The organism is Sphingobium wenxiniae (assembly GCF_007830065.1).
GTDB lineage: Bacteria > Pseudomonadota > Alphaproteobacteria > Sphingomonadales > Sphingomonadaceae > Sphingobium > Sphingobium wenxiniae.
In genome coordinates, this window is record NZ_VLKK01000007.1 from 97,899 (window position 1) to 120,474 (window position 22,576).

Annotated in this window: 31 protein-coding genes; 14 read left to right on the forward strand and 17 right to left on the reverse strand. The window is 64.9% G+C overall.

The window, feature by feature from the left end; genetic code table 11:
* Positions 1 to 29 precede the first annotated feature (29 nt).
* Genes hisA through hisB form a run of 3 tightly spaced genes read right to left on the reverse strand, consistent with a single transcriptional unit; the run spans position 30 to position 1,991 of the window.
* Complete coding sequence (gene hisA / locus IQ35_RS11055) at positions 30 to 767, reverse strand: 1-(5-phosphoribosyl)-5-[(5-phosphoribosylamino)methylideneamino]imidazole-4-carboxamide isomerase (protein ID WP_021245010.1); 738 nt, start codon at positions 765 to 767, stop codon at positions 30 to 32.
* Between the two features lie 22 nt (positions 768 to 789).
* Positions 790 to 1,407, reverse strand: a complete 618-nt coding sequence (gene hisH, locus IQ35_RS11060; protein WP_021245009.1) for an imidazole glycerol phosphate synthase subunit HisH — start codon at positions 1,405 to 1,407, stop codon at positions 790 to 792.
* On the reverse strand, positions 1,404 to 1,991 hold the full coding sequence (gene hisB, locus IQ35_RS11065) for an imidazoleglycerol-phosphate dehydratase HisB (protein ID WP_031291080.1): 588 nt from the start codon (positions 1,989 to 1,991) through the stop codon (positions 1,404 to 1,406). Before hisB ends, hisH begins: the two co-directional genes overlap by 4 nt.
* A gap of 109 nt (positions 1,992 to 2,100) precedes the next feature.
* On the opposite strand from hisB, the gene IQ35_RS11070 reads away from it, so the two are divergent.
* Positions 2,101 to 2,577: an SspB family protein gene (locus tag IQ35_RS11070; protein WP_145073539.1), complete on the forward strand. Its 477-nt coding sequence runs from the start codon at positions 2,101 to 2,103 to the stop codon at positions 2,575 to 2,577.
* 255 nt (positions 2,578 to 2,832) lie between these two features.
* On the opposite strand, the gene IQ35_RS11075 is transcribed toward IQ35_RS11070, so the two are convergent.
* The 6 genes from IQ35_RS11075 to coxB form a co-directional block, all read right to left on the reverse strand.
* Positions 2,833 to 3,663 carry a cytochrome c oxidase subunit 3 gene (locus IQ35_RS11075; RefSeq protein WP_021245006.1) on the reverse strand — a complete coding sequence of 277 codons (831 nt, stop codon included), beginning with the start codon at positions 3,661 to 3,663 and terminating at the stop codon, positions 2,833 to 2,835.
* Positions 3,664 to 3,700: 37 nt separating this feature from the next.
* On the reverse strand, positions 3,701 to 4,276 hold the full coding sequence (locus IQ35_RS11080; RefSeq protein WP_021245005.1) for a cytochrome c oxidase assembly protein: 576 nt from the start codon (positions 4,274 to 4,276) through the stop codon (positions 3,701 to 3,703).
* On the reverse strand, positions 4,276 to 4,407 hold the full coding sequence (locus tag IQ35_RS21745) for a hypothetical protein (RefSeq protein ID WP_021245004.1): 132 nt from the start codon (positions 4,405 to 4,407) through the stop codon (positions 4,276 to 4,278). The genes IQ35_RS11080 and IQ35_RS21745 overlap by 1 nt, the downstream gene beginning before the upstream one ends.
* Entirely contained in the window at positions 4,404 to 5,324 is a 921-nt protein-coding gene (locus IQ35_RS11085) for a heme o synthase (protein WP_021245003.1), read from the reverse strand. The genes IQ35_RS21745 and IQ35_RS11085 overlap by 4 nt, the downstream gene beginning before the upstream one ends.
* A 116-nt stretch (positions 5,325 to 5,440) precedes the next feature.
* Positions 5,441 to 7,120 (reverse strand): cytochrome c oxidase subunit I, encoded by a 1,680-nt coding sequence (gene ctaD, locus IQ35_RS11090; RefSeq protein ID WP_021245002.1) that lies wholly within the window; start codon positions 7,118 to 7,120, stop codon positions 5,441 to 5,443.
* 18 nt (positions 7,121 to 7,138) lie between these two features.
* Positions 7,139 to 8,140 carry a cytochrome c oxidase subunit II gene (gene coxB, locus IQ35_RS11095; RefSeq protein WP_021245001.1) on the reverse strand — a complete coding sequence of 334 codons (1,002 nt, stop codon included), beginning with the start codon at positions 8,138 to 8,140 and terminating at the stop codon, positions 7,139 to 7,141.
* A gap of 281 nt (positions 8,141 to 8,421) precedes the next feature.
* On the opposite strand from coxB, the gene pyrE reads away from it, so the two are divergent.
* From pyrE to IQ35_RS11120, 5 genes are read left to right on the forward strand one after another with little or no spacing between them, the layout of a single operon-like run.
* Entirely contained in the window at positions 8,422 to 9,003 is a 582-nt protein-coding gene (gene pyrE / locus IQ35_RS11100; RefSeq protein WP_021245000.1) for an orotate phosphoribosyltransferase, read from the forward strand.
* 3 nt (positions 9,004 to 9,006) lie between these two features.
* Positions 9,007 to 9,744, forward strand: coding sequence for a pyridoxine 5'-phosphate synthase (locus tag IQ35_RS11105; RefSeq protein WP_021244999.1), 738 nt, complete (start codon positions 9,007 to 9,009; stop codon positions 9,742 to 9,744).
* Complete coding sequence (gene acpS / locus IQ35_RS11110) at positions 9,741 to 10,175, forward strand: holo-ACP synthase (protein ID WP_021244998.1); 435 nt, start codon at positions 9,741 to 9,743, stop codon at positions 10,173 to 10,175. The genes IQ35_RS11105 and acpS overlap by 4 nt, the downstream gene beginning before the upstream one ends.
* Positions 10,172 to 11,068 (forward strand): signal peptidase I, encoded by an 897-nt coding sequence (gene lepB, locus IQ35_RS11115; protein ID WP_145073542.1) that lies wholly within the window; start codon positions 10,172 to 10,174, stop codon positions 11,066 to 11,068. Before acpS ends, lepB begins: the two co-directional genes overlap by 4 nt.
* Positions 11,069 to 11,075: 7 nt before the next feature.
* Positions 11,076 to 12,173, forward strand: a complete 1,098-nt coding sequence (locus tag IQ35_RS11120) for an AI-2E family transporter (RefSeq protein WP_021244996.1) — start codon at positions 11,076 to 11,078, stop codon at positions 12,171 to 12,173.
* A gap of 183 nt (positions 12,174 to 12,356) precedes the next feature.
* Here IQ35_RS11120 and IQ35_RS11125 read toward each other — a convergent pair whose 3' ends face one another.
* Both IQ35_RS11125 and rpsU read right to left on the reverse strand, forming a co-directional pair.
* On the reverse strand, positions 12,357 to 12,917 hold the full coding sequence (locus IQ35_RS11125) for an FKBP-type peptidyl-prolyl cis-trans isomerase (RefSeq protein ID WP_021244995.1): 561 nt from the start codon (positions 12,915 to 12,917) through the stop codon (positions 12,357 to 12,359).
* A 72-nt stretch (positions 12,918 to 12,989) separates the two neighbouring features.
* A complete protein-coding gene (rpsU, locus tag IQ35_RS11130; protein WP_004208618.1) occupies positions 12,990 to 13,196 on the reverse strand; it encodes a 30S ribosomal protein S21 in 207 nt (68 codons plus the stop codon).
* A 328-nt stretch (positions 13,197 to 13,524) separates the two neighbouring features.
* Between rpsU and IQ35_RS11135 the strand changes: the two genes are divergently transcribed.
* The 3 genes from IQ35_RS11135 (at position 13,525) to IQ35_RS11145 (ending at position 15,439) form a co-directional block, all read left to right on the forward strand.
* Entirely contained in the window at positions 13,525 to 13,890 is a 366-nt protein-coding gene (locus tag IQ35_RS11135) for a hypothetical protein (RefSeq protein ID WP_236709875.1), read from the forward strand.
* A 57-nt stretch (positions 13,891 to 13,947) separates the two neighbouring features.
* Complete coding sequence (locus tag IQ35_RS11140; RefSeq protein ID WP_021244993.1) at positions 13,948 to 14,424, forward strand: hemerythrin domain-containing protein; 477 nt, start codon at positions 13,948 to 13,950, stop codon at positions 14,422 to 14,424.
* Positions 14,425 to 14,695: 271 nt separating this feature from the next.
* Positions 14,696 to 15,439 carry a DUF72 domain-containing protein gene (locus tag IQ35_RS11145; protein ID WP_021244992.1) on the forward strand — a complete coding sequence of 248 codons (744 nt, stop codon included), beginning with the start codon at positions 14,696 to 14,698 and terminating at the stop codon, positions 15,437 to 15,439.
* A gap of 144 nt (positions 15,440 to 15,583) precedes the next feature.
* Here IQ35_RS11145 and IQ35_RS21070 read toward each other — a convergent pair whose 3' ends face one another.
* Complete coding sequence (locus IQ35_RS21070; RefSeq protein ID WP_158636661.1) at positions 15,584 to 15,760, reverse strand: hypothetical protein; 177 nt, start codon at positions 15,758 to 15,760, stop codon at positions 15,584 to 15,586.
* A gap of 196 nt (positions 15,761 to 15,956) precedes the next feature.
* The gene (locus tag IQ35_RS11155) at positions 15,957 to 16,142 is read right to left on the reverse strand and encodes a PspC domain-containing protein (RefSeq protein WP_145073547.1); all 186 of its coding nucleotides are present in this window, start codon (positions 16,140 to 16,142) and stop codon (positions 15,957 to 15,959) included.
* Positions 16,143 to 16,610: 468 nt separating this feature from the next.
* On the opposite strand from IQ35_RS11155, the gene IQ35_RS11160 reads away from it, so the two are divergent.
* The gene (locus tag IQ35_RS11160; RefSeq protein ID WP_021244989.1) at positions 16,611 to 17,513 is read left to right on the forward strand and encodes a dienelactone hydrolase family protein; all 903 of its coding nucleotides are present in this window, start codon (positions 16,611 to 16,613) and stop codon (positions 17,511 to 17,513) included.
* Here IQ35_RS11160 and IQ35_RS11165 read toward each other — a convergent pair whose 3' ends face one another.
* Positions 17,514 to 18,062 (reverse strand): peroxiredoxin, encoded by a 549-nt coding sequence (locus IQ35_RS11165; RefSeq protein ID WP_145073550.1) that lies wholly within the window; start codon positions 18,060 to 18,062, stop codon positions 17,514 to 17,516.
* Positions 18,063 to 18,065: 3 nt separating this feature from the next.
* On the reverse strand, positions 18,066 to 18,464 hold the full coding sequence (locus IQ35_RS11170) for a VOC family protein (protein ID WP_145073552.1): 399 nt from the start codon (positions 18,462 to 18,464) through the stop codon (positions 18,066 to 18,068).
* A gap of 81 nt (positions 18,465 to 18,545) precedes the next feature.
* On the opposite strand from IQ35_RS11170, the gene IQ35_RS11175 reads away from it, so the two are divergent.
* From IQ35_RS11175 to IQ35_RS11190, 4 genes are all read left to right on the forward strand, one after another.
* Positions 18,546 to 19,028: a hypothetical protein gene (locus IQ35_RS11175; RefSeq protein ID WP_145073555.1), complete on the forward strand. Its 483-nt coding sequence runs from the start codon at positions 18,546 to 18,548 to the stop codon at positions 19,026 to 19,028.
* A gap of 51 nt (positions 19,029 to 19,079) precedes the next feature.
* On the forward strand, positions 19,080 to 20,153 hold the full coding sequence (gene recF / locus IQ35_RS11180; RefSeq protein ID WP_145073557.1) for a DNA replication/repair protein RecF: 1,074 nt from the start codon (positions 19,080 to 19,082) through the stop codon (positions 20,151 to 20,153).
* 107 nt (positions 20,154 to 20,260) lie between these two features.
* A complete protein-coding gene (locus IQ35_RS11185) occupies positions 20,261 to 20,797 on the forward strand; it encodes a CHAP domain-containing protein (RefSeq protein ID WP_145073560.1) in 537 nt (178 codons plus the stop codon).
* Between the two features lie 75 nt (positions 20,798 to 20,872).
* Positions 20,873 to 21,622: a CHAP domain-containing protein gene (locus IQ35_RS11190; protein WP_145073697.1), complete on the forward strand. Its 750-nt coding sequence runs from the start codon at positions 20,873 to 20,875 to the stop codon at positions 21,620 to 21,622.
* A 3-nt stretch (positions 21,623 to 21,625) separates the two neighbouring features.
* On the opposite strand, the gene IQ35_RS11195 is transcribed toward IQ35_RS11190, so the two are convergent.
* Together IQ35_RS11195 and IQ35_RS11200 are read right to left on the reverse strand one after the other, a co-directional pair.
* On the reverse strand, positions 21,626 to 21,895 hold the full coding sequence (locus IQ35_RS11195) for a DUF3297 family protein (RefSeq protein WP_145073563.1): 270 nt from the start codon (positions 21,893 to 21,895) through the stop codon (positions 21,626 to 21,628).
* A 326-nt stretch (positions 21,896 to 22,221) separates the two neighbouring features.
* Positions 22,222 to 22,476 (reverse strand): hypothetical protein, encoded by a 255-nt coding sequence (locus tag IQ35_RS11200; protein ID WP_021244626.1) that lies wholly within the window; start codon positions 22,474 to 22,476, stop codon positions 22,222 to 22,224.
* Positions 22,477 to 22,576 lie beyond the last annotated feature (100 nt).

The window sequence follows — 22,576 nt, forward strand, 5'->3', positions numbered from 1 at the left end:
CGCTCGATACGAACGGATGTTATCCACGCTCACGCCGCCGCCTGCGCCACCGCCAGCGCGGTTTTCAGGTCCAGCCGCCCGTCATAAAGCGCGCGCCCGGTGATGACGCCCTCGATCCCCTCATCGGCGTGGAGGCTGAGGATACGGATATCCGCGATGCCCGCGACGCCGCCGCTGGCGATCACCGGAATGCCGGTAGCGCGGGCAAGGTCCACGGTCGCGTCGATATTGCAGCCCTTGAGCAGCCCGTCGCGGCCCACATCGGTGAAAAGCAGGCTGGCGACCCCAGCATCCTCGAACCGGCGGGCGAGGTCGGCCACCGGCATGTCGGACGTTTCCGCCCAGCCGTCCGTCGCCACGAAGCCGTCCCGCGCATCGACCGCCACCACGATCCCGCCGGGGAAGTCGCGCGCCGCCGCCTTGACGAAGGCCGGGTCTTTGAGCGCCGCCGTGCCGATGACGATGCGCGCCACGCCCAGATCGAACCAGCGCTCCACCGCTTCCCGGTTACGGATGCCGCCGCCCAGTTGCACATGGCCCGGAAAGGCTTCGACGATCTTCTCCACCGCTTCGGCATTGACCGCATGGCCCGCGAAGCTGCCGTCCAGATCGACCACATGCAGATGCCGCGCCCCGGCCTGCGCAAACAGCAGCGCCTGCGCGGCGGGATCGTCGCCATAGACGGTGGCGCGGTTCATGTCGCCTTCGGCCAGGCGGACGACCTGGCCGCCCTTGAGGTCGATGGCGGGAAAGACGATCAGGCTCATATCATCATCCATTGGAGCACGCTCAAGGACGCCACTCCAGAAAGCGGGAGAGTAAGGAAAGGCCGTAGCTCTGGCTCTTTTCCGGATGAAACTGACAGCCGACGATGCTGTCGCGCGCCACGGCGGCGACCAGCGGCCCGCCATGGTCGGTGACGGCGGCCACATGAGCCGGATCGTTCGCCTCGAAATGATAGCTGTGCAGGAAATAGGCTTCCCCCGCCTCCAGCAGCGGCGGCGCGCCGCGCAGGATGACGTCGTTCCAGCCCATATGCGGCACCTTGATCGCGGGATCGGCCGTTTCGATCCGCTTCACCGTGCCCGCAATCCAGCCCAGCCCTTCATGCCGCCCGAACTCCTCGCCCGCATCCGCGAGCAACTGCATTCCCACGCACACGCCCAGAAAGGGGACGCCGCGCCCGTTCACCGCCGCGTCCATCGCGTCCACCATGCCGGGAATCGCCACCAGCGCGTCGCGGCACGCGCGGAAGGCGCCGACGCCGGGCAGCACGATCCGGTCCGCCTTTGCCACCACGTCGGCATCGGCGGTAATAGTCACGTTCCGGGCGCCGGCCTTGCGCAACGCATTGTGGACCGAATGAAGATTGCCCGCCCCGTAATCGATGAGGGCAAGGGTCGTCACAGCATCCCCTTGGTCGACGGGATCGCGTCGGCCTTGCGCTGGTCGATCTCAACCGCCTGCCGCAGCGCCCGCGCCAGGCCCTTGAAGCAGCTTTCCACGACATGGTGATTGTTGCCGCCGTAGAGATTTTCGACATGCAGCGTGATGCCGGCCGCCTGCGCGAAGCTCTGGAACCAGTGCTCGATCAGCTCGGTGTCCCATTCGCCCAGCCGCTGCACGGTGAAGGGCGCCTTGAACACCAGCCACGGCCGTCCCGAAATATCGAGCGCCACGCGCGTCAGCGTCTCGTCCATCGGCGCATAGGCCGTGCCGTAGCGGGAAATGCCGCGCTTGTCGCCCAGCGCCCGGGCGACCGCTTCGCCGATGGCGATGGCGGTATCCTCGGTCGTGTGATGCTGGTCGACATGCAGGTCGCCGACTGTCTTCACATCGATGTCGATCAGCGAGTGGCGCGACAACTGCTCGATCATATGGTCGAGGAAACCAATGCCCGTCGAAACGGAATAGAGGCCCGTGCCGTCCAGGTTGACGGTGACGTCGATCTGCGTTTCCGCAGTGTTGCGATGAATCTCGGCTCTACGCATGGCCGCCCTATAGCGCTTTGCGCGCGCCATGCAATCCGCGCGCGCAAGGATGACGCGCAGATGACAGGCGGGCTTGACGCTTCGTATCGCCTCGTTAGGACAGTGCGCCATGAGCGAAGACCTGCCCGACAGCCTGATTCCCTATGACGAAATCGTGCAGGAAGCGCTGCGCGCCGTCGTCGGCCGCGTGCTGGGGGAGGTGGAGCAGACCGGCGGCCTGCCGGGCAGCCATCATTTCTACATCACGTTCAAGACGCAGGCGCCGGGTGTCGACATCCCGGTCCGGCTGATCGAACGTTTCCCCGATGAAATGACCATCGTGCTCCAGAACAAATTCTGGGACCTCAAGGTCAGCGAGGACATGTTCCAGGTGAGCCTGACCTTCAATCAGGTCGCGGCGCATCTCACGATTCCCTTCGCGGCGATCACGGCTTTCGTGGACCCGGCGGTCAATTTCGCGCTCCAGTTCCAGGTGCAGGGCGACATCGCGCCCGAACCGCACGACGAGGCGGAAAATGACGCGCCGCAAGTGAAGAACGAAGACGGCTCCAATGTCGTAACGGTGGATTTCGGCAAGAAGAAGTAAGAGCCGCCGAGAACGGGGCCGGTTTCGGCCTCTACGCCGTTCAGTGTCCGTCATCCCGGCGGAAGCTGGAATCTCTCTTTCTTAGGGCGCAACCAAGCGTAAGCGAGATCCCAGCTTCCGCCGGGATGACGGATGAGTGGCGGGAATCCACCATAGCCGCAATCCGGCGCGGGTTTGCAGGCTACCCAATCCCCACAAGAAAACGGCCGGGAAATAATCCCCGGCCGTTTATTTCCCTGGAAAGGATCGGACCCCTCAGCCGCCGTGGATCGGCGCGCCCCAGCCGCCCCACACATAGATGGCGACAAAGAGGAACAGCCACACCACGTCGACGAAGTGCCAATACCAGGCGGCGGCTTCGAAGCCGAAATGCTGGCGGGGCGTGAAGTCGCCCTTATAGGCGCGGATGAGGTTGACGATCAGGAAGATCGTGCCGATCAGAACGTGAAAGCCGTGGAAGCCGGTCGCCATGTAGAAGGCCGAGCTATAGGGGCTGCCGCCGAAGGGAAACGGCGCATGGGCATATTCATAAGCCTGGATCGACGAGAACAGGATGCCCAGCAGGACGGTGCACCACAGGCCCTTCTTGAGGCCATCCCGATCGCCGTGGATCAGCGCATGATGCGCCCAGGTGACGGTGGTGCCGGAGCAGAGCAGGATCAGCGTGTTGAGCAGGGGCAGCTCGAACGCGTTCATGACCTCGATGCCCTTGGACGGGAACAGGCCGTCGATCGGGGCAAGCTCGCTGGGGAAGAGGGAGAAGTCGAAAAAGGCCCAGAACCAGCCGACGAAGAACATCACTTCCGACGCGATGAACAGGATCATGCCGTAGCGCAGGTGCAATTGCACGACAGGCGTATGGTCGCCCGCATGCGCTTCGCGAATCACGTCGCTCCACCAGCTGAACATGGTGAAGAGGACGCCCGCGACACCGATGAGGAACACCCAGCCGCCGCCGGTGGGCAGCGCGTCGGGGTGCATCCACATGATCGCGCCGAACGCCATGACCAGCGCCGACAGCGAGCCGAACATCGGCCAGATGCTGGGCGGGAGGATATGATAATCGTGATTCTTGGCGCCTGCCATGACCTGCTCTTCCCTGTTCGCGTTATTGCCTGTTGCCTTAGCTTGGCTTCTTGTCCTGCTCAACAGGATAGAAGGTGTAGCTCAGCGTTATTTCCTGCGTGTCCTTGTTGTCGGGATCCTGAAGTATCTTCGGATCGACATAATAGAGCACCGGCATCCGCACTTCCTCGCCGGGCTTCAGCGTCTGCTGCGTGAAGCAGAAGCACTGGATCTTGGTGAAGAACGCGCCAGCCTGGGTCGGCGTGACATTGAAGCTGGCCGTGCCGGTCACGGGCTTGTCCGACATGTTCTTCGCGATGAAGATCGCCATGTCGCGTGCGCCGACCGTCACCGTGTCGGTGGGATGTTCGGGGTGGAATGTCCACGGCATGCCGGGCTGAACGTTGGAATCGAAGCGGATGGACATCGTGTGACCCACCGCTTCCTTCACCTGGACATCGGCCGCCGCGCGCTGGGTCGTCCCGCCGAACCCCGTCTGTTGGCAGAAGATGCGGTAGAGCGGCACCGACGCGAAGCCCAGGCCCAGCATGGCCAGGCCGACGCCCGCCATCGTCACCAGCGTCCGCCGATTGCGGCGGTCCCGATCAAAGGGGGATGGAGGAAGGCTCGCCATCAATGGCCTCCGCCGATCTTCACGATGGTGATGGCGTAGAACAGGATCACCAGCGCCGCGAGCAATATGCCCGTCACGATGGCGCGGGATTTCTGCCGCGCCCGCACCTGCCGGTCCTCTTCCGGCGTCATGCCAGCAACCAGCGGTCGACCACGACCGCCCCGAACAGCAGGAAGAGGTAGAGGATGGAATATTTGAACAGCCGCCGCTCCGGCCCCATGCGCGCCGGATCGCTTTCCCGGCGGCGGAACACCTGGAAAGCGAAGACGGCGAAGAGCCCCGTGCCCAGCAGCGCCGCGATGCCGTAAACCAGTCCTGTCAGACGCAGCAGAACCGGCGCCATGGCCGCGACCGCCATGATCGCCGTATAGAGCCAGATCTGCCGCCGCGTCGCGACCTCGCCCGATACCACGGGCAGCATCGGGATGCCCGCCGCAGCGTAATCCGTTTTCACGAACAGCGCCAAGGCCCAGAAATGCGGCGGCGTCCAAAAGAAGATCAGCATGAACAGCGCCACCGGCAGAGCCGATATGTCGCCCGTGACCGCCGCCCAGCCGATGACGGGCGGGAATGCCCCCGCCGCGCCGCCGATGACGATATTCTGCGCCGTGCGCGGCTTGAGCCAGATGGTGTAGACGAAGACGTAGAAGAGGATCGAAACCGCCAGAACCGCCGCCGCAAGCCAGTTGGTCGCAATGCCCATCAGCAGCACCGAGAAGACGGACAGGCCCACGCCGAAATGCAGCGCCGATTGCGGGTCCATGCGGCCGGCGGGCAACGGACGATTGGCGGTCCGCTTCATCAGACCGTCAATATCCTTCTCATACCATTGGTTGAGCGTCGCGGCGGCCCCCGCGCCCAGCGCGATGCAGAGGATCGTGGTGAACGCCAGCACGGGGTGAATCCGCCCCGGCGCGGCGAGTAGTCCGCACAGGCCCGTGAAGACCACAAGGGTCATGACCCTGGGCTTGGTCAAGGCCACGAAATCCCGCCAGTGCGCCGGAAGCGCGGGGGACATCGCCTTGGACATGATCGGCGAACTTGCCATAATCTCCTCACGGGCCAGCCCGGCGCCGTGTTTGCGCCGGGTCTGAAAAGCAGGCTGCGGCCTCGGCCGTGCCCATGGCGTCCCGGCTCACCGGGACGCCTGGTTGATGCCGCGTCTCAGTCGACGACCGGCAGGGTTTCGAACTGGTGATAGGGCGGCGGGCTGGTCAGCGTCCATTCCAGCGTCGTCGCGCCTTCACCCCAGGGATTGTCTTCCGCCTTCTTGCCCGCGACCATCGACCAGATCAGGTTCACGAAGAAGATCACCATACCGGCAGCCATGATTTCATAACCGTGGCTGGCAATCTGGTTCCAGTAGGCAAAGGCTTCCGGATAGTCGGGATAGCGGCGCGGCATGCCCGACAGACCCAGGAAGTGCATCGGGAAGAACAGCATGTTCACGCCGATGAAGAACACCCAGAAGTGCAGATGGCCGAGAAATTCGTTGTACATCCGGCCGGACATCTTCGGGAACCAGTAGTAGAAGCCCGCGAACAGGCCGAAGACCGCGCCCAGCGACAGCACATAGTGGAAGTGCGCGACCACATAATAGGTGTCGTGCAGCACGTCGTCCACGCCGCCATTGGCCAGCACGACGCCGGTGACGCCGCCCACGGTGAACAGGAAGATGAAACCCAGCGCCCAGACCATCGGGGTCTTGAAGCTGATCGACCCACCCCAGATCGTGGCGATCCACGAGAAGATCTTGATGCCGGTGGGCACCGCGATCACCATCGTGGCGGCGGTGAAGTACATCTTCACATTGACCGACATGCCGGTGGTGAACATGTGGTGCGCCCAGACGACGAAGCCGACGACGCCGATCGCAACCATGGCATAGGCCATGCCGAGATAGCCGAAGACCGGCTTGCGGCTGAAGGTCGAGACGATCTGGCTGATCATGCCGAAGCCCGGCAGGATCATGATGTACACTTCGGGATGGCCGAAGAACCAGAAGAGATGCTGGTAGAGTTCCGGATCGCCGCCGCCAGCGGCATCGTAGAAGGTCGTGCCGAAATTACGGTCGGTCAGCAGCATGGTGATCGCCGCGGCCAGAACCGGCAGCGCGAGCAGCAGCAGGAAGGCGGTGACCAGCACCGACCAGACGAACAGCGGCATCTTGTGCAGGGTCATGCCCGGCGCGCGCATGTTCAAAATGGTGGTGATAAAGTTGATAGCGCCCAGGATCGAGCTGGCGCCCGCGAGGTGGAGCGAGAGGATCGCCATGTCCACCGCCGGACCGGCCGAACCGCTGGTCGATAGCGGCGCATAGACCGTCCAGCCGGTGCCCGCGCCGTTGCCCGTGCCGCCGGGAACGAAGGTCGAGCCGAGCAGCAGCGCGAAGGCCGGGATCAGCAGCCAGAAGCTGATATTGTTCATGCGCGGGAAGGCCATGTCCGGCGCGCCGATCATGATCGGCACGAACCAGTTGCCAAAGCCCCCGATCATCGCGGGCATCACCATGAAGAAGACCATGATGAGGCCGTGGGCGGTGATGAGCACGTTCCACAGGTGATAGGCCTGATCGAGCGTGGCCGACGGACCGTCGCTGAACTGCGCCCATGCCTGGAGATACTGGATGCCCGGCTGCGCGAGTTCGGCGCGCATCAGGCCCGAAATCGCACCGCCGATGATCCCGGCGATGATCGCGAAAATCAGATAGAGGGTGCCGATATCCTTGTGGTTCGTCGACATGAACCAGCGCTGGAAAAAAGCCGGCTTGTGATCGGCGTCGTGATGCTCGTGAGCCCCATGCCCGGAAGCGTCGCCGTGGTGGTCTGCGGTAATCGTGGTCATGGCCTATCTGCCCTTACATCAAATCTTGGCGGGAGCGGCAGCGGGCGCGGGGGCCTCAGCCGTCGCGGCCGTCGCGGCTTCTGCGGCCTTGGGCTTGCCGCCCTGCGAGAGCACCCACTGGTCGAACTGCGCGGGAGGCAGCGCCTCGATCGCGATCGGCATGAAGCCATGACGCGCGCCGCAAAGCTCCGAGCACTGGCCGTAATAGACGCCGGGCTTGTCGATGGTGAAGCTCTTCTCGTTGAGACGGCCGGGCACGGCGTCCATCTTCACCCAGAGCGAGGGAACCGCGAAGCTGTGGATCACGTCCGCGCCGGTGATGATGAGCTTAACCGGACGGCCGACGGGCAGAACCAAGCGGTTGTCGGGCGCCAGTAAATAAGGCTCGCCATTTTCGGCCGCCTTTTCCTTGGTCAGCATGTTCGACACGAATTCGGGGATTTCGTTGTCGGGATATTCATAGCCCCAATACCACTGATAGCCGGTCACCTTGACGGTGATCGCATCCTTGGGCGCGGGCTTGTACTGGTCCGCGAGCAGGCCGATGGACGGCACCGCGATCACCAGCAGGATGACGACCGGCACCACGGTCCAGATCACCTCGATCACCGTATTGTGCGACGTCTTCGAGGGGGTCGGGTTGGCGCCGCGCCGGAAGCGGACCATCACATAGAGCATCAGGACGAGCACGAGGATCGAGATGATTGTGATGATCGGCAGCAGCATCATGTCATGCAGCCAGCGGGCGCTGTGCCCGGTGGAGGTAAACTGCTGCTGGAGGGTGATTTCGCCCGGACGGGGCATGCCGATACCTTCGGTCGGCTTCATACGGGGCGGCGCGGCAACCTTTGCGGCGGGCGCCGCATCGGCGGCATTGGCGGCCGATTCGACCGGCGCGGCGGCATTTTCAGCCGGCGCCGCGGCGGCGGCATTATCCTGCGCCAGCGCCGGACTGCCCATCGCCAAAGCCGGCGCAAAGGCCAGCATCCCGGCGAGAATGAGCGATTTCACCTTGTTCATAGCGTCTTCTTACCCCGTAACCCCTTCGCGCCCCTGCAGCGGAGACGCACGCGCATACGCTTCGTCCCCGCCCGGTCGGTCTGCCGCGGCTTATAGGCATGGTTTTTTCCTGCCTCAAGCGTTCAGGAGCAGATTTTCTTCTCTGTTGCAACGCTTCCCTTGCCCGCCTATTCCGCTCCCGCGCACAAGGGCGCTGTTTCACGGGGCGCGGACGCCCTTTAATAAGGAGCGCGACGAGACGGGGTTTCCCGATGTCGGCCGCGCGAATGGATCTGTAACGAATGACCGACGACGAAGTATTGGCGGAATTCCGGGCGGCGGGTGCGCTGCTGGAAGGACATTTCATCCTGTCATCGGGGCGCCGCAGCGGCAATTATCTGCAATGCGCGCGCGTGCTGATGAACGCGGAACGGGCCGGGCGGCTGGCGCGTGCGATGGTGCAGCAGCTGCCGCGTGAATTGCGGCAGGACATCGATCTGGTCGTGTCCCCCGCCATGGGCGGCGTCATCATCGGCCATGAGGCCGGGCGCGCGCTGGACAGGGACGCAATCTTCCTGGAGCGGCCGGAAGGGACGTTCGAACTGCGGCGCGGCTTCGCCGTCACCCCGGGGCAGAAGGTGCTGATGGTCGAGGATGTGGTGACGACGGGCCTTTCGTCCCGGCAGGCGATAGAAGCCGTGGAGGCGGCGGGCGGCATCGTCCTCGCCGAAGCGGCGCTGGTCGACCGTTCGGCGGGCGAAGTCGATCTGGGCGTGCCCTTCTATCCGCTCGTCAGCATCAATTTCCCGGTCTATGACGCGGATGACATACCGCCCGAACTGGCAGCGATTCCCGCTGAAAAACCGGGCAGCCGGAAGCAGTAGGCGATGGCGGCCTCTCCCGCGCATCTCCGGCTTGGCGTCAACATCGACCATGTGGCGACCATTCGCAATGCGCGGGGCGGCACGCATCCCGATCCGGTGAAGGCGGCGCTCATGGCCGTCAAGGCCGGCGCGGACGGCATCACGGCGCATCTGCGCGAAGACCGGCGCCATATCCGCGACGAGGATATCGCCACGCTGATCGCGGCGCTGGCGGTGCCGCTCAATCTGGAGATGGCGGCGACGCGGGAAATGCTGGACATTGCGCTCCGGCATAAGCCTCATGCTGTCTGCATCGTGCCGGAAAAGCGGGAGGAACGCACCACCGAAGGCGGGCTGGATGCGGCCGGGCAGATCGAGGCCCTGCGCCCCATCGTCGGCGCGCTGGGCGAAGCCGGGGTGCGCGTCAGCCTGTTCATCGAACCCGATCCGGCCCAGATCGAGGCGGCAATCCGGCTGGACGCCCCGGTCGTGGAACTCCACACGGGCCGCTATGCCGAACTGAGCGGCGCGGAACGGGCGCGGGAATTGCGGCGGCTGTCGGACGCGGCGGCGCTGGCCGCGAAGAACGGCATGGAGCCTCATGCCGGGCACGGCCTGACCTTCGACAATGTGGGACCGGTCGCCGCCATTCCGCAGGTCGCCGAACTCAATATCGGCCATTTCCTGATCGGCGAGGCGATCTTCGGCGGGCTGGAAAACGCCATCCGCGAAATGCGGCGGCAGATGGATCTGGTGCGTTGATTATCGGCCTGGGTTCCGACCTGTGCAATATCGAGCGGATACAAAATTCGCTCGACCGCTTCGGCGATCGTTTCGAGCAGCGTGTCTTCACCGACATCGAACAAGCCAAGGCCAACCGCCGCCCCTTCACCAAGGCGGGCACGCTCGCCAAGCGCTTCGCCGCCAAGGAAGCCTTTTCCAAGGCGGTCGGCACCGGCTTCAAACGCGGCGTGTTCATGAAGGATATCGGCGTCGTCAACGCGCCGAGCGGCGCGCCGACGCTGGCGCTGACCGGCGGCGCGCTCGCGCGGCTTCAATCCATGGTGCCCATGGGCTACAAGCCGGTCATTCACCTGACGCTCACGGACGATCATCCATGGGCGCAGGCGTTCGTCATCATCGAAATCCTGCCGCAGGACGATGCGGCGCCAGAGCCAAGCCCCCATCCATGACGGCATCCGACATGACCGAGAACAGCCCGCCCCCCGCAGAGGAAAGCCCTGCGCCGCAGGAGGCCGATACCGCCTCAAGCCCCGTCAACTGGTGGCATGAGGCGCGGAGCATCGCGCTGCTGATCCTGGCGGTGCTCGCCTTCCACAGCTTCGTCGCCAAGCCTTTCTACATTCCATCCGAATCGATGATGCCGGTGCTGTTGAAGGGCGACCGGCTGGTGGTGAGCAAATTTCCCTATGGCTGGTCCTATGTCTCGCCCAGCTTCCACCCGCTGCCTTTCCTGAAGGGGCGTATCTTCGGCCATATGCCGGCGCGCGGCGACATCGTGATCGTGTCGCCCCAGAATCGGCGGGAGGATTATATCAAGCGCGTGATCGGCCTGCCCGGCGACATCGTGGAAGTGCGCGGCGGACAGGTCATCCTGAACGGCCAGCCCGTGCCGCAAAAGGCGCTGAAACCCATCCGCGTGCCCATCGACGGCAATGCCCCCTGCCCGCCCATGCAGTTCCCCGGCGCGCGGCGGACGGGCGCGGACGGCGCGTCTTATTGCGAATTGCCGGTGAAGCAGGAAGTGCTGCCGGGCGGCAAAACCTATGTCACCATCGACATGGGGCCGAGCGCGCTGGACTGGTATGGGCCGGTCCGCATTCCGCGCGGCCATGTCTTCCTGATGGGCGACAATCGCGACAACAGCGCCGACAGCCGCGCGCCGCTGGAGGAGAACGGCCTGGGCGGGCCGGTGCCGTGGGAAGCGATCGGCGGACGGGCGGAATTCATCACCTTCTCGCTGGACGGCGATTCCACCTGGAACCCCCTGACCTGGCTTCACGCCCTGCGCAGCGGGCGGGCCGGGAACAGCCTGCGTCCCCGGAGCGTTGACGCGCCGAAATAGACGATCCATGGGGGAATCGGGTTTGAGCGACAAGATCCATATCGAGGAACCCGGCCCCAGCGAATACCGCAGTCCCCTTGTCCAGCATGAGATGAAGCGCGCGGGCGTATGGATTGCGATGGGCGTCGCGGTCGCGCTCATCGTACTGCTGGCCCAACCGATCATGCTCATCATGGGTGCGCTGGTGCTGGCTACGATGATGGATGGCGGAACCCGTCTGCTGGGCCGCGTGCTGCCCATCGGACGGGGCTGGCGGCTTGCCATCGTGCTGCTCGCCGCGCTGGCCTTCCTGATCTACACCTTCTTTCTCACCGGATCGAGCCTCGCCGCGCAGGCGCAAGCCATGCGCGTCATCGTCGAGGCGCAAGTGACGCGGATCGGCGGATGGATGCAGCAGCTTGGGATCACGACGACGCCCGAGGACTTCAAGAACCTGGCGAGCCAAGCCATGAGTTCGCTGGGCCGCGTCACGGCGGCGGTCGGGACGATGGTGGGCGCGCTGACCAGCGGGGTCATGATGCTGGTGCTGGCCATCTTCATCGCCGTCGAGCCGAAGCTCTACGAGCGCGGCGTCGCCTGGATGCTGCCGATGGAAAATCGCGCGCGTTTCTACAGGATCGCGGACAAGATGGGCTGGACGCTGCGCCGGCTGATGTTCGGGCGGCTGATCGGCATGGCGGTGGAGGGCGTGGGCACATGGCTGCTGCTGTGGGCGGGCGGCGTGCCGATGGCGGGGCTGCTCGGCATATTGACGGGCCTGTTCGCCTTCCTGCCCAATATCGGGTCGATCATATCGGGCATATTGATTGTTCTGGTCGGTTTTTCGGCAGGGGTGAACGCCGGATTCTATGCCTTTGGCGTTTATCTGGCCGTGCAGATCGTGGACGGCTATCTGATCGTGCCGATGGTCGCCAAGCGCGCCACGGACCTCGCCCCCGCGCTGGTGCTGGCGGCGCAGATCCTGTTCGGCGCGCTGTTCGGCATATTGGGCCTGTTCCTGGCGGACCCGATGATCGCAATGCTCAAGGTCTATCTGGAGGAACGGTCAAGGATGCTGGAGGCCGAGCGGACGGACGGCCTCGCCGTTGATCAGGAAACGCCCTAAGGAACGCGCATTCGATGGCGGTTATGGGTGGGGAGCGGACGTAGCGTGGGCCCTCTTTCTTCCGTCATGCCAGCGACCCGAAGGGCGGCGTAAGCCGCCATTCAACGAGTTTTTGCAATCCCCAAGCAAAAAAAGAGGCCCGCAAGCGGGGCCTCTTCCTTGATCCTGCGATGGAAGCGCCGGTCAGTTGCCGGGCAGAGGGGGCGGCGGCGCGCCCTGTTGCATCATCTGCTGCATCTGCATGATTTCCGCGCGCGACTTGAAGTCGTGGAGCTGGACGTCGAAGACCAGGACCGAATTGGCCGGGATCGGTCCGGCGGCCTGGTCGCCATAGCCGAGCTGCGGCGGAATCCACAGGCGGTACTTGCCGCCCTTCTTCATCTTCTGAAGCCCTTCGGAGAAGCCCGGCACGACGCCGTCCACCGGCATGGCGGTCTGCGGATTCTCGTCGAACACCGTGCCGTCGAGCAGCGTGCCCTTATAGCCGACCAGCGCCACGTCCTGCGCGGTCGGGCTGGGACCGGCCCCTTCTTCCAGCACCTTGAACTGGAGGCCCGACTGCGTCGTCTCGACGCCGTCGGCCTCCGCATTCTGCGTCAGGAAAGTCGCGGGCGACGGTTCCAGATTGCGCTGCCCGGCCCAGGCAAGGCCCCCCGCCGCCAGCACGATCGCGGCGACGCCGATCCAGAGGCGCGTCAGCGACCCCTTGGCAATGGGATGAAGGGGAACAGCCGTCGTGGACATGGGCGCGCGCCTTGCAGTTGGAAGAAGACTATTAAGGAAAGGGCGGCCCTGCGGCCGCCCCGTCAGACATGCTTACCGGACGCCGTCGCGCTCGGCGCGCTTGCGCTCCAGCTTGCGGGCGCGGCGGACGGCCGCGGCCTTTTCGCGGGCGCGCTTTTCCGAGGGTTTTTCGTAATGACGGCGCAGCTTCATCTCGCGATAGACGCCTTCACGCTGCAGCTTCTTCTTGAGAGCGCGAAGAGCCTGATCCACATTGTTATCGCGAACGATGATTTGCATAAGCCAGTCAATCTCCAATCGAAAACGGGCGGTCCGCCAGGAATAAAACCCTTCCCGGCGGGCCTCCCGAATAAAAATCCATGAGTCGTCGCAAGTCACCCTGCGCCGTGTGGGGCGCGCCCTACCAGCAGAGTCGCGCAAATTCAACCCTAAAGCCATCCAATCCCGGCAATCCGCCGCATAAGCGGTCCCCGCCTTGCGCGGCGGAGGGGATGGCGACCCGCCTTTATCCAGCCCGGCGGGCAATTTTCCGGCCTTTTCCCGCTCTTTGCGGTTGATCGGCGCGGCACTTCGTGATTTCCTTATCTCCGCCCGGGCGAAATGGAGGATGAGGTTGGCGACAATTATGAACAATCGCGCGGCGCGGGGCCATCGAAACCCCTCCTTTGCCAAGCGGATCAGTTCGCACCTTGCCGCCGCGCTCGTCGTCTTCTGCCTGCTCCAAATCTTCATCGTCGCGAAAATGGGCGGGTCGCTGGTCCTGCATCTGGGGATCATCATCGCCATCGGCGGCTTCGCCGTGGCCGCGCGAGGGCTGGAACGGCGCTGGCAGATGATCGAACATGCCGGACTGTCCCAGAACGGGCTGGCGCTGCGGTTCCGGCGCGATCTGCTCCAGCTTTGGGCTGCCAGCCTGATCGGCGCGCTGCTGTGGATTCCGGTGGCCATCATATACCACGCGCTGTTCGGCTGAATCCGCGGAGCTAAAGAGCCTTTCCTTCGTTCCTTGCCTGTTACAGGAGGAGCGGACATGGCCGACGCCACGATTTTCGACCGGCTCAAGCAGGATCACGATGCGCATCGGCAATTGCTGGACAAGATGGACGATGCCGGGGATCAGGCGGATCGGCTGGAAAAACTGTTCGAGCAGTTCAAGGTCGAAGTGACCGCCCATGCCGCGGCGGAGGAGGAAACGCTCTATGCCACCATGCTGGCGCGGCCGGACCTGCGGGAAGACGCGCAGCACAGCGTGGCGGAGCACAAGGAAATCGGCGATTATCTGGAGGAGATGGACGGCCTCCCCTTCGACGGCGAGGCGTGGAGACGCACCTTCGCCACGATGAAGAAGCGCTACATCCACCATATCGACGAGGAAGAGGAAGAGATGTTCCCCGATGCCGCCAGGGAACTGACGGCGGAAGAGGAAGAACGGCTCGCGGCTGTCTTTGCCCGGCGCAAGCCCGCCGAATTGAAGCGCGCCGAAGCGGAGAACGAAGCAGGGAAATAGGACGCGGCGCTTAGCCGGACGCAGGCTTGGCATTGCTTTGTCCGATTTAGAGTGGGACGCTCTTCTACTTGGGCACGCCCAGCCGGAGGGAGATGCCAGCGTTGGCTTACGCCGCCCTTCGGGTCGCTGGGATGAAGGATGTTGAATGTCCCCTTCAGCCAAAACGCGTCCATCCGCTTATCCATTCGCGCCCGATCGGTTTCCAGGCGCGTTTTCCCGCTGGCACGATCGCTTCGGCCGATCGATAGTGGAGAGGCAGGAGGATCAAGCCATGAGCGGACGGATCAGGGTCGGTATCGGCGGCTGGACCTATGAGCCGTGGCGCGGCACCTTCTATCCCGAAGGGCTGCGGCAGAAGGATGAGCTGGCCTATGTCGGCGCGCATCTGACCGCGACGGAAATCAACGCGACCTATTACGGCACGCAAAAGCCGGCGACCTTCGCCAACTGGGCCGGGGCGGTGCCGGACGGCTTCCGTTTCGCGGTCAAGGCGTCGCGCTTCTGCACCAACCGGCGCGTGCTGGCGGACGCGGGCGAGTCCGTCGCCAAATTCGTGGGGCAGGGTCTGGCCGCGCTGGGCGACCGGCTGGGGCCGATCCTCTGGCAGTTCATGCCGACCAAGACTTTCGATCCCGACGATTTCGGCGCTTTCCTGAAACTGCTCCCCGCCAGCGTCGAGGGCATGCCGCTGCGCCATGCGCTGGAAGTACGGCATGAAAGCTTCGACGATCCTGCTTTCCTGGCGCTTGCGCGGGATGCGGGCGCGGCGGTGGTGCTGGCCGATCACCCGGAATATCCCGCCCTGCATGGCCATGATGCGGGCTTTTCCTATCTGCGCCTGATGCGCAGCCGCGAGGAGGAAGCGACGGGCTACGCCACGGCGGATATCGCGCAATGGGCCGATACGGCGCGCGAAAAGGCACGGGACGGCGACGTGTTCGCCTTCTTCATCAGCGGCGAGAAGGTCAGGAACCCGGCGGCCGCCATGGCGATGATCGCGCGGCTGGAACGCTGAAACGGCGGCCTTTCCCCACTGACTGTGTTCCATGCGCAACAGGCTGTTGCATTTGCCGCAACTGCGAAGGCGTGCTTTGCGATTGTTACAACCGTGAGACGGGCGCATAGGCGCGGTCCCGGCCCGTCGGGTAATATAAAAAAGTCAAATGTTCGAAGGAATTTCAATATGCGTCATGCTTTCCAAGGTATCGCGCTGGTGGTCGCAGTCGGTGCACAGGTGCTGACCTTCTATTCGGTGCTTTTTGCCTGAGCGCTTTTCCGCGCTTTCCTCATTCCCGATCTGATCGGGACTCAAAAGGCCGCCCCGGGCATTCGCCAAGGGCGGCTCTTTTATTTTTCATCATGCCAGCGAACGCTGGCCTCTTTCTTCTTCTTAGGCATGATCCGGCCCAGGGAGATCCCAGCATTGGCTTATGCCGCCCTTCGGCTCGCCGGGATGACGGATTGGGCGATATTCGTTCCTGGCCGAACGGTCGTCGCGAGAATAGGACTCGCAAGCTGCGTAAAGGGGCGTGTCAGCCCTCCGCCAGCCAGCCCGCCAGCAGATAGGCGACAAGCCCGACCGGCCCGAGTGCGCAAAGCGTCAGCAGGACCACGGCGATGCGGATGAGCGTGACGTCCACGCCGATGCGGTTGGAAAGACCCGCGCACACGCCCATGATCTTTCCGTTGCGGCGGTCGAGGGTGAAGCTGTCGTTCATGAATCCGGCCTTTCGATGCGATGTTGCGATTGATGCGGAGCGGGGCGGCTCAGGCGATCGGAACCACCGGAACCGCCGCGCCGACGAAGATGCCGGCGAACAGGAAAGCCCCGGCGAGGGCGAAGGCGACGTTCTGAATCCTGACGATGGACATGGCGGTGACTCCCTTGACTTGGGGCAGCCGAACCATCCGGCCTGATGCCCCTTCGATTGCAGATTCGTTTGCAGGAGCCGTAAGCAGGAGCCGTGCCAATTGTGCTTTCCGGCTGAAATGCGGGTTTTGGGATGAAGTGCCGGCGAAATTGCGGTGAGAGAAATTCCGTAAGTTGGGATTATTTCCCTTTTATCGGGAATATTTTCGAACTGTAAGCAGGCGGGAGAGACAGCGGCCGGCTTGCCCGACCATGGTTGCGCCGCAAGCCGTTGCCGCTAGTCTGGGGTCGGGCGGGAAACAGGAGAGACCATGTCATGACCCAGCGCCACCAGCCTGAACGCTTGCCCGAGGACCGCAACTGGATCGCCTCCGCCGGACTGGACCGCCGCCGCCTGCTGGTCGCAGGCACCTTCGCCGCCGGTTTCGCCGCGGCCTGCCGCCCCGTCTCCAGCAGCGCGATCCAGACCTCGGCCGAAGGGCTGGTGGAAGAAAGCGTGTCGATTCCCGCCGCCGACGGCTTCGCCATGCCCGCCTTCGCCGCCCGTCCGGCAGACAAGGAAAACGCCCCGCTCCTCTGCGTGGTTCACGAGATTTTCGGCGTCCATGAATGGATTCGCGACATATGCCGCCGCTTCGCCAGGGCAGGCTATTATACCATCGCGCCCGACCTGTTCGCCCGCCACGGCGATGCGACGAAGATCGCCGACTTCAAGCAGCTGGTGAGCGGCATCGTTTCCAAGGCATCGGACGCGCAGGTGCTGGCGGACATCGACGCGGCCTATGCCTGGGCGGGCGGCCATGGCGCGGACGGGTCGCGGCGGGGCATCACCGGCTTTTGCTGGGGCGGGCGGATCGTCTGGCTCTATGCGGCGCACAGCGCGCAACTGGATGCGGGCGTCGCCTTCTACGGCCGCCTCGTCAGCCAGAAGACGGCGTTGCAACCGCTCAGCGTGATTGAGGAGGCGGGGAAGCTCAAGGCCCCGGTGCTCGGTCAATATGGCGCGCTGGACCAGGGGATTCCGCTGGCCGATGTGGACGCGATGCGCGCGGCGCTTGAACAGGCGGGCAAGTCCCCGCCCGACGAGATCACCGTCTATCCCGGCGCGGACCATGGCTTCATGGCGGATTACCGCCCCAGCTACGACGAAGCGTCCGCCAAGGCGGCATGGCAGGCGGCGCTGGGCTGGTTCGACCGTTATGTGAAAGCGGGCACGTGATTATTTCCCGGTCATCGCCTTCACCGCCGCCAGCGCGCTCTTCACATGATCGACATAGTTCATTTCGCTGTGGACGAAGGCGATCCGGCCCGACGGCGCGATGACATAGGAGGTGCGGTCGGTCAGCCCCGGCCGCATCTTGAGCGCCACGTCATAGCCCTGGACGATGCCCGGCCCCGCCGACGCCACCGCGAACTTGCCCGCGCACTCCCTGGTGGAGAAGGCGACCAGATCGTCGACCGGATCGGCGGACATGCCGATCACGGTGGCGCCCGCCTTCTTGAAATCATCGATATGGGCGGCAAATTCGCGCGCTTCGGCCGAGCAGCCGGGCGTGAACGCCTTGGGGAAGAAATAGAGGACGACCGGGCCGCGCTTCAACTGGTGCGACAAAGTGAGGGTGAAGGTCTTGCCCGCCAGGGCGCCGCGCGTGGTGAAGTCGGGCGCTTTGGCTCCAACGGCCAGCGCCGCCATCGCGCCGGTCGCGCCCAGGGCGGCGGCGGTGCCGAGGAAAAGGGCCGCGATTCGCGCGATCAATGGGCTTGGCATGGTTCAACTGTCCTTGTCTGGCGAAGCGGGCGGTTCCCACAATTCGATGGCATTACCTTCCGGATCGTGAATGCGGGCGAAACGGCCCGCATTGGGATGATCCCATTCGGGCTTGGTGATGACCCCGATCCGCGCGGCGCGCAAGTGGGCAAGCAGGTCGTCGAGATCGGCCACGCGGAAATTCATCATGAACGCCTTGTCGGCGGCGAAATAGTCGCTGTCCTGCTTGAAGGGCGAAAAGACCATGGGGCCGCCCAGCGTCTGCCACACCCATTCATTCGCCTGTGCGGCGGGATCGGACGTGCAGCCCGCGCCGACGCCCAGATGTTCCCGATACCATGCGGCCAGCGCATCGGGATCGCGCGCCCGGAAGAATAATCCGCCCATTCCCAATACCGGCATGGCTGCGCTCCTGATGGAGGGGCGGCGTGTCGCTGCCCTTGCCGCAGCGGAACTCTTTCAGGCGTCGCCGGTTCCTTGCGGATGCGTATCTATCTGCTCTTCGCCCTGCCGCTCCTGCTCCTTGCCTGCGATGGGGGGCATGACCGGCAATCCGGCATGACCGCCGATATCGAGAACGCCGCGCCGCCGGACGGGCAGGAGGAAGCGCCCGCGAACAATGCCGTCCCGACCCCGGAAAATGCGGCCTCGCCAAACGAGACGGAGGCCGGATCGCTGATCCCGGCGGCATTGCGCGGGCGCTGGACGGGCATGGACGAGGATTGCAGCGACAAGGGCGCTGAACTGAAGCTTTCGATCACGCCGAAGGATTTGATCTTCCATGAGAGCGTCGGGACGGTGACGGGCATCGAACGGCAGGCGGACGGGCGGATCAGGATCGACGCGTCCTTCACCGGCGAAGGACAGAGCTGGACCCGCAGCCTGACGCTCAAACCCTCCGCCAGGGGGCAGGAGCTGACCATGATCGATGACGGCGTGGCCGTGACGCGCAAGCGGTGCGGCTGAGAGGCACGGGTCGCGCTTCCTAAACCGGCTCCGCATCGCTAGAGCGGCCTGATGATCGGCCGACTGACACTGAGCGATTTCCGCAACCATGCGGATGCGCTGATCGTGCCCGATCATGCCTTCATCCTGCTGACCGGCGAAAACGGCGCGGGCAAGACGAACATATTGGAAGCCGTATCCATGCTGGCGCCGGGGCGCGGCCTGCGCGGGGCGGCGCTCCGGGACATGGCGCGGCAGGACGGCGCGGGCGGCTTCGGCATAGCGGCGGAAGTGGATGGCGTGATGCTGGGCACGGGCGTCGCGGCGGGCGCGCCGGACCGGCGGCAGGTGCGGATCGGCGGCGTCGCCGCATCGGCCAATGCGCTGGCGGATCATCTGGCCATCGTGTGGCTGACCCCCGCCATGGACCGGCTGTTCATGGACAGCCCCGGCGGACGGCGGCGCTTCCTGGATCGGCTGACGCTGGCGCTCCATCCCGGCCATGCGGTCCACAGCGCCCGGTACGAAGCGGCGATGCGCGCGCGCAACCGGCTGCTGGCCGACCCGCGGAGCGCCGATCCGCTCTGGCTCGACGCGCTGGAGGCGCAGATGGGGGAGCATGGCGCGCCGCTGGCGGCGGCGCGCGCCGATCTGACCGCGCGATTGAACGCGATGCTGGCGGATCAGCCGGACGCGCCCTTCGCCCGGCCGCTGCTGGCGCTGGAAGAGGCGGAGGGCGGGGGAGACGAGCCGCTTGGCCCGCGCCTCGCGCGGGAACGGCGGCGCGACGCAGCGGCCGGGCGCACCTTGTCGGGACCGCACCGACAGGACCTGACCGTCACCCATAGAGCCAAGGGGCAGGCGGCGGCGCTCTGTTCGACGGGGGAACAGAAGGCGCTGCTGCTGTCGATCCTGCTCGCCCACGCCGCGCTGGTGGCGGCTTCGCGCGGGCAGCCGCCGGTGCTGCTGCTCGACGAAGTGGCCGCGCATCTCGACCCATCGCGCCGTGCGGCCCTGTTCGACCGGCTGCGCGGCATGGGCGCGCAGGTGTGGATGACCGGTACGGAACGCGCGCTTTTCCAGGATGTTGGGGAGGCGACTCGGCTCTCCGTCACGTCCGGGCACGTTTTTCGTTCCGCCAGCTAACGCACCGCAGCAACGATTCGTCGCCCCGCACTTTTCAATTCGTCCCGCCTCTGCCCTAAGGCCGTCACGGGGATGAAACGTCTTTGAATAGTCGGGGGTTTGCACGGATGATCGGTGGTTTTCGCGCTCTGTTCGCGGCAATGATGCTTGCGCTCGGCGCCCTGACCGTTACGCCCGCCGCCGCCGGCGTCCTCCAGTGCGTACCCTTTGCCCGACAGGCTTCCGGTATCGAGCTTTACGGCAATGCGAATAGCTGGTGGGGCCAGGCGGAGGGCCGTTACGATCGCGGGCATGAGCCGCGCGTCGGCGCGGTGCTGGCCTTTTCGTCCAGCCGCGCGATGCCGGTCGGCCACGTCGCCATGGTGAGCAAGGTGGTGAACGACCGCGAAGTGCTGCTGACTCATGCCAACTGGTCCTATCGCGGCGGGATCGAGCGCAATGTCCGCGCCATCGACGTGTCGCCGGACAATGACTGGACCGATGTGCGCGTGTGGTACGGTCCCATCGGCAAGCTGGGCCTGCGTTCCAATCCGGCGCGCGGCTTCATCTATGCCAACCCCCCGCGCGACGAGACAAGCGGCGTGCGGTTCGCTTCGGCCGACCGCGCCACCGCCGGCGCGGAGGCCGCGCGCGGCGCCTACTGAGCGCTTAACCACTTCCTAAAAGTTCGCGGCCTAGGATCGTCCCCGGTGGGGCGATTCTCCGATTGAGGTCGCATGATGTTTCGTTACGTTCGCTGGGCGGCGGCGCTGCTGCTGTCCGGCGTGATGGCCGCGCCCGTGCTGGGCGCGACCGCGCTCCAGTGCGTTCCCTATGCGCGCATCGTGTCCGGCGTGGAGATCTACGGCGACGCGCTGACCTGGTGGGATCAGGCGGAGAATCGCTATCAGCGCGGGCACAGGCCGCGGACGGGCGCTGTCCTCGCCTTTCGTCCGGCGGGACCGATGACGCTGGGCCATGTCGCGGTGGTCAGCCAGGTGCTGGGCGATCGGCGCATCCTGATCCGTCATGCCAACTGGTCCGCGCCCGGCGCGATCGAGGAAGACGTGATGGCTGTGGATGTATCCCCGGCCGGCGACTGGAGCGAAGTGCGCGTGTGGCACAGCCCGACCGGGCAGATGGGCGCGCGCGTCAATCCTGCGTTCGGCTTCATCTATGGCGAAAAGGGGAAGCTGCGTCCGTTCACGCCCGATCCAGCTCTTGGGACCAGCACGCGTTTCGCCGGCGTCGATCAGAATCTGCGGAAGGATGTTCGCGTTCCGGCGCGTCCGGCGGCTTTGCGTTCCGCCTCGGACGACGCCCAACTGCGGCAGGCTGTGCTGGCGGATACGCGGGAAGTGCGCAGGGCTCCGCGCGGCCCGCGTCTGGAAAGCGATCCGCGCGTTCTCGAATATGCCGACGGCACGCCGGCTTCACGCTCGCTGCACGACATCATCACTGACGTGAAGCAGGAAGCGCGGCTGCGCTGAGGATTATTCCCCGGCCGCTTCGGGCGCATCCTGGGCGGCGTTTTCGAACCAGGCTTCGACGGGGCCGGACAGCTTGATCGTCAAGGGATTGCCGTGGCGGTCGCGAGTCTTGCCCGCCGCGACGCGAATCCAGCCTTCGGAAATGCAATATTCCTCGACATCCTTGCGCTCGCGCTCCTTGAAGCGGATGCCGATGCCGCGTTGCAGGACATCCATGTCGAAATGGGGGCTGCGCGGGTTGGTCGAAAGACGATCCGGGGGCGTGTCGCTCATATCTTGCTTCCTGTGGCCATGCGGCGCGCCTAGCCGCCGCCCCGCCCTCCGTCAACCATGGGCGGCGGCACGAGAGCAGCCCCAGGATCGATGGGCATTCAGCGACGGCAGGCGGGCCGTTCCCATTCATGCGATCGAACCTTTTTTCACGCGGAGGCGTGAAGTATCCGGAAGTCACGATGCGCAGCCCACCCATCAGCGTGCGGAGGGTCGGTCAGCAGGGCAACAAGCGCCTTTCGGCGCGCCCTTTTCCGCTTCTCCGCGCCTCCGCGTGACTCGGTCAGATCAGCCGGCTGCGCAGGACGATCCCTGAACGTCGATCCGGCCTAGCGGCATATCCGGACACGCACGCGCCGGCCGGTATAGGGGCTGCGGCGCCATTCGATCCAACAGCGCTGGCGATGCCCGCGCCAGTCGCTGCGGTTGTCGCGCCAGTGCCGCCGGTCGTTCCAGCGATGATCCCGGTCGCCGCGCCAGCCGTCGCGATAGTGATGGTCGCGCGCCTGTGCGGGAATAGCCGTCGCGCCGAGTCCGGCAATGGCCAGTCCCAGCACCGCTACGCCTTTCCATAAAAAGGTCATGATGCTTCTCCTCACCGATCCCGCCGCTCCACCGGCGGGACGTGATGGAGAGGATGGACAATGGCGGCTGAACGGTCCGGGAACGCGCCTGTCAGTTTGC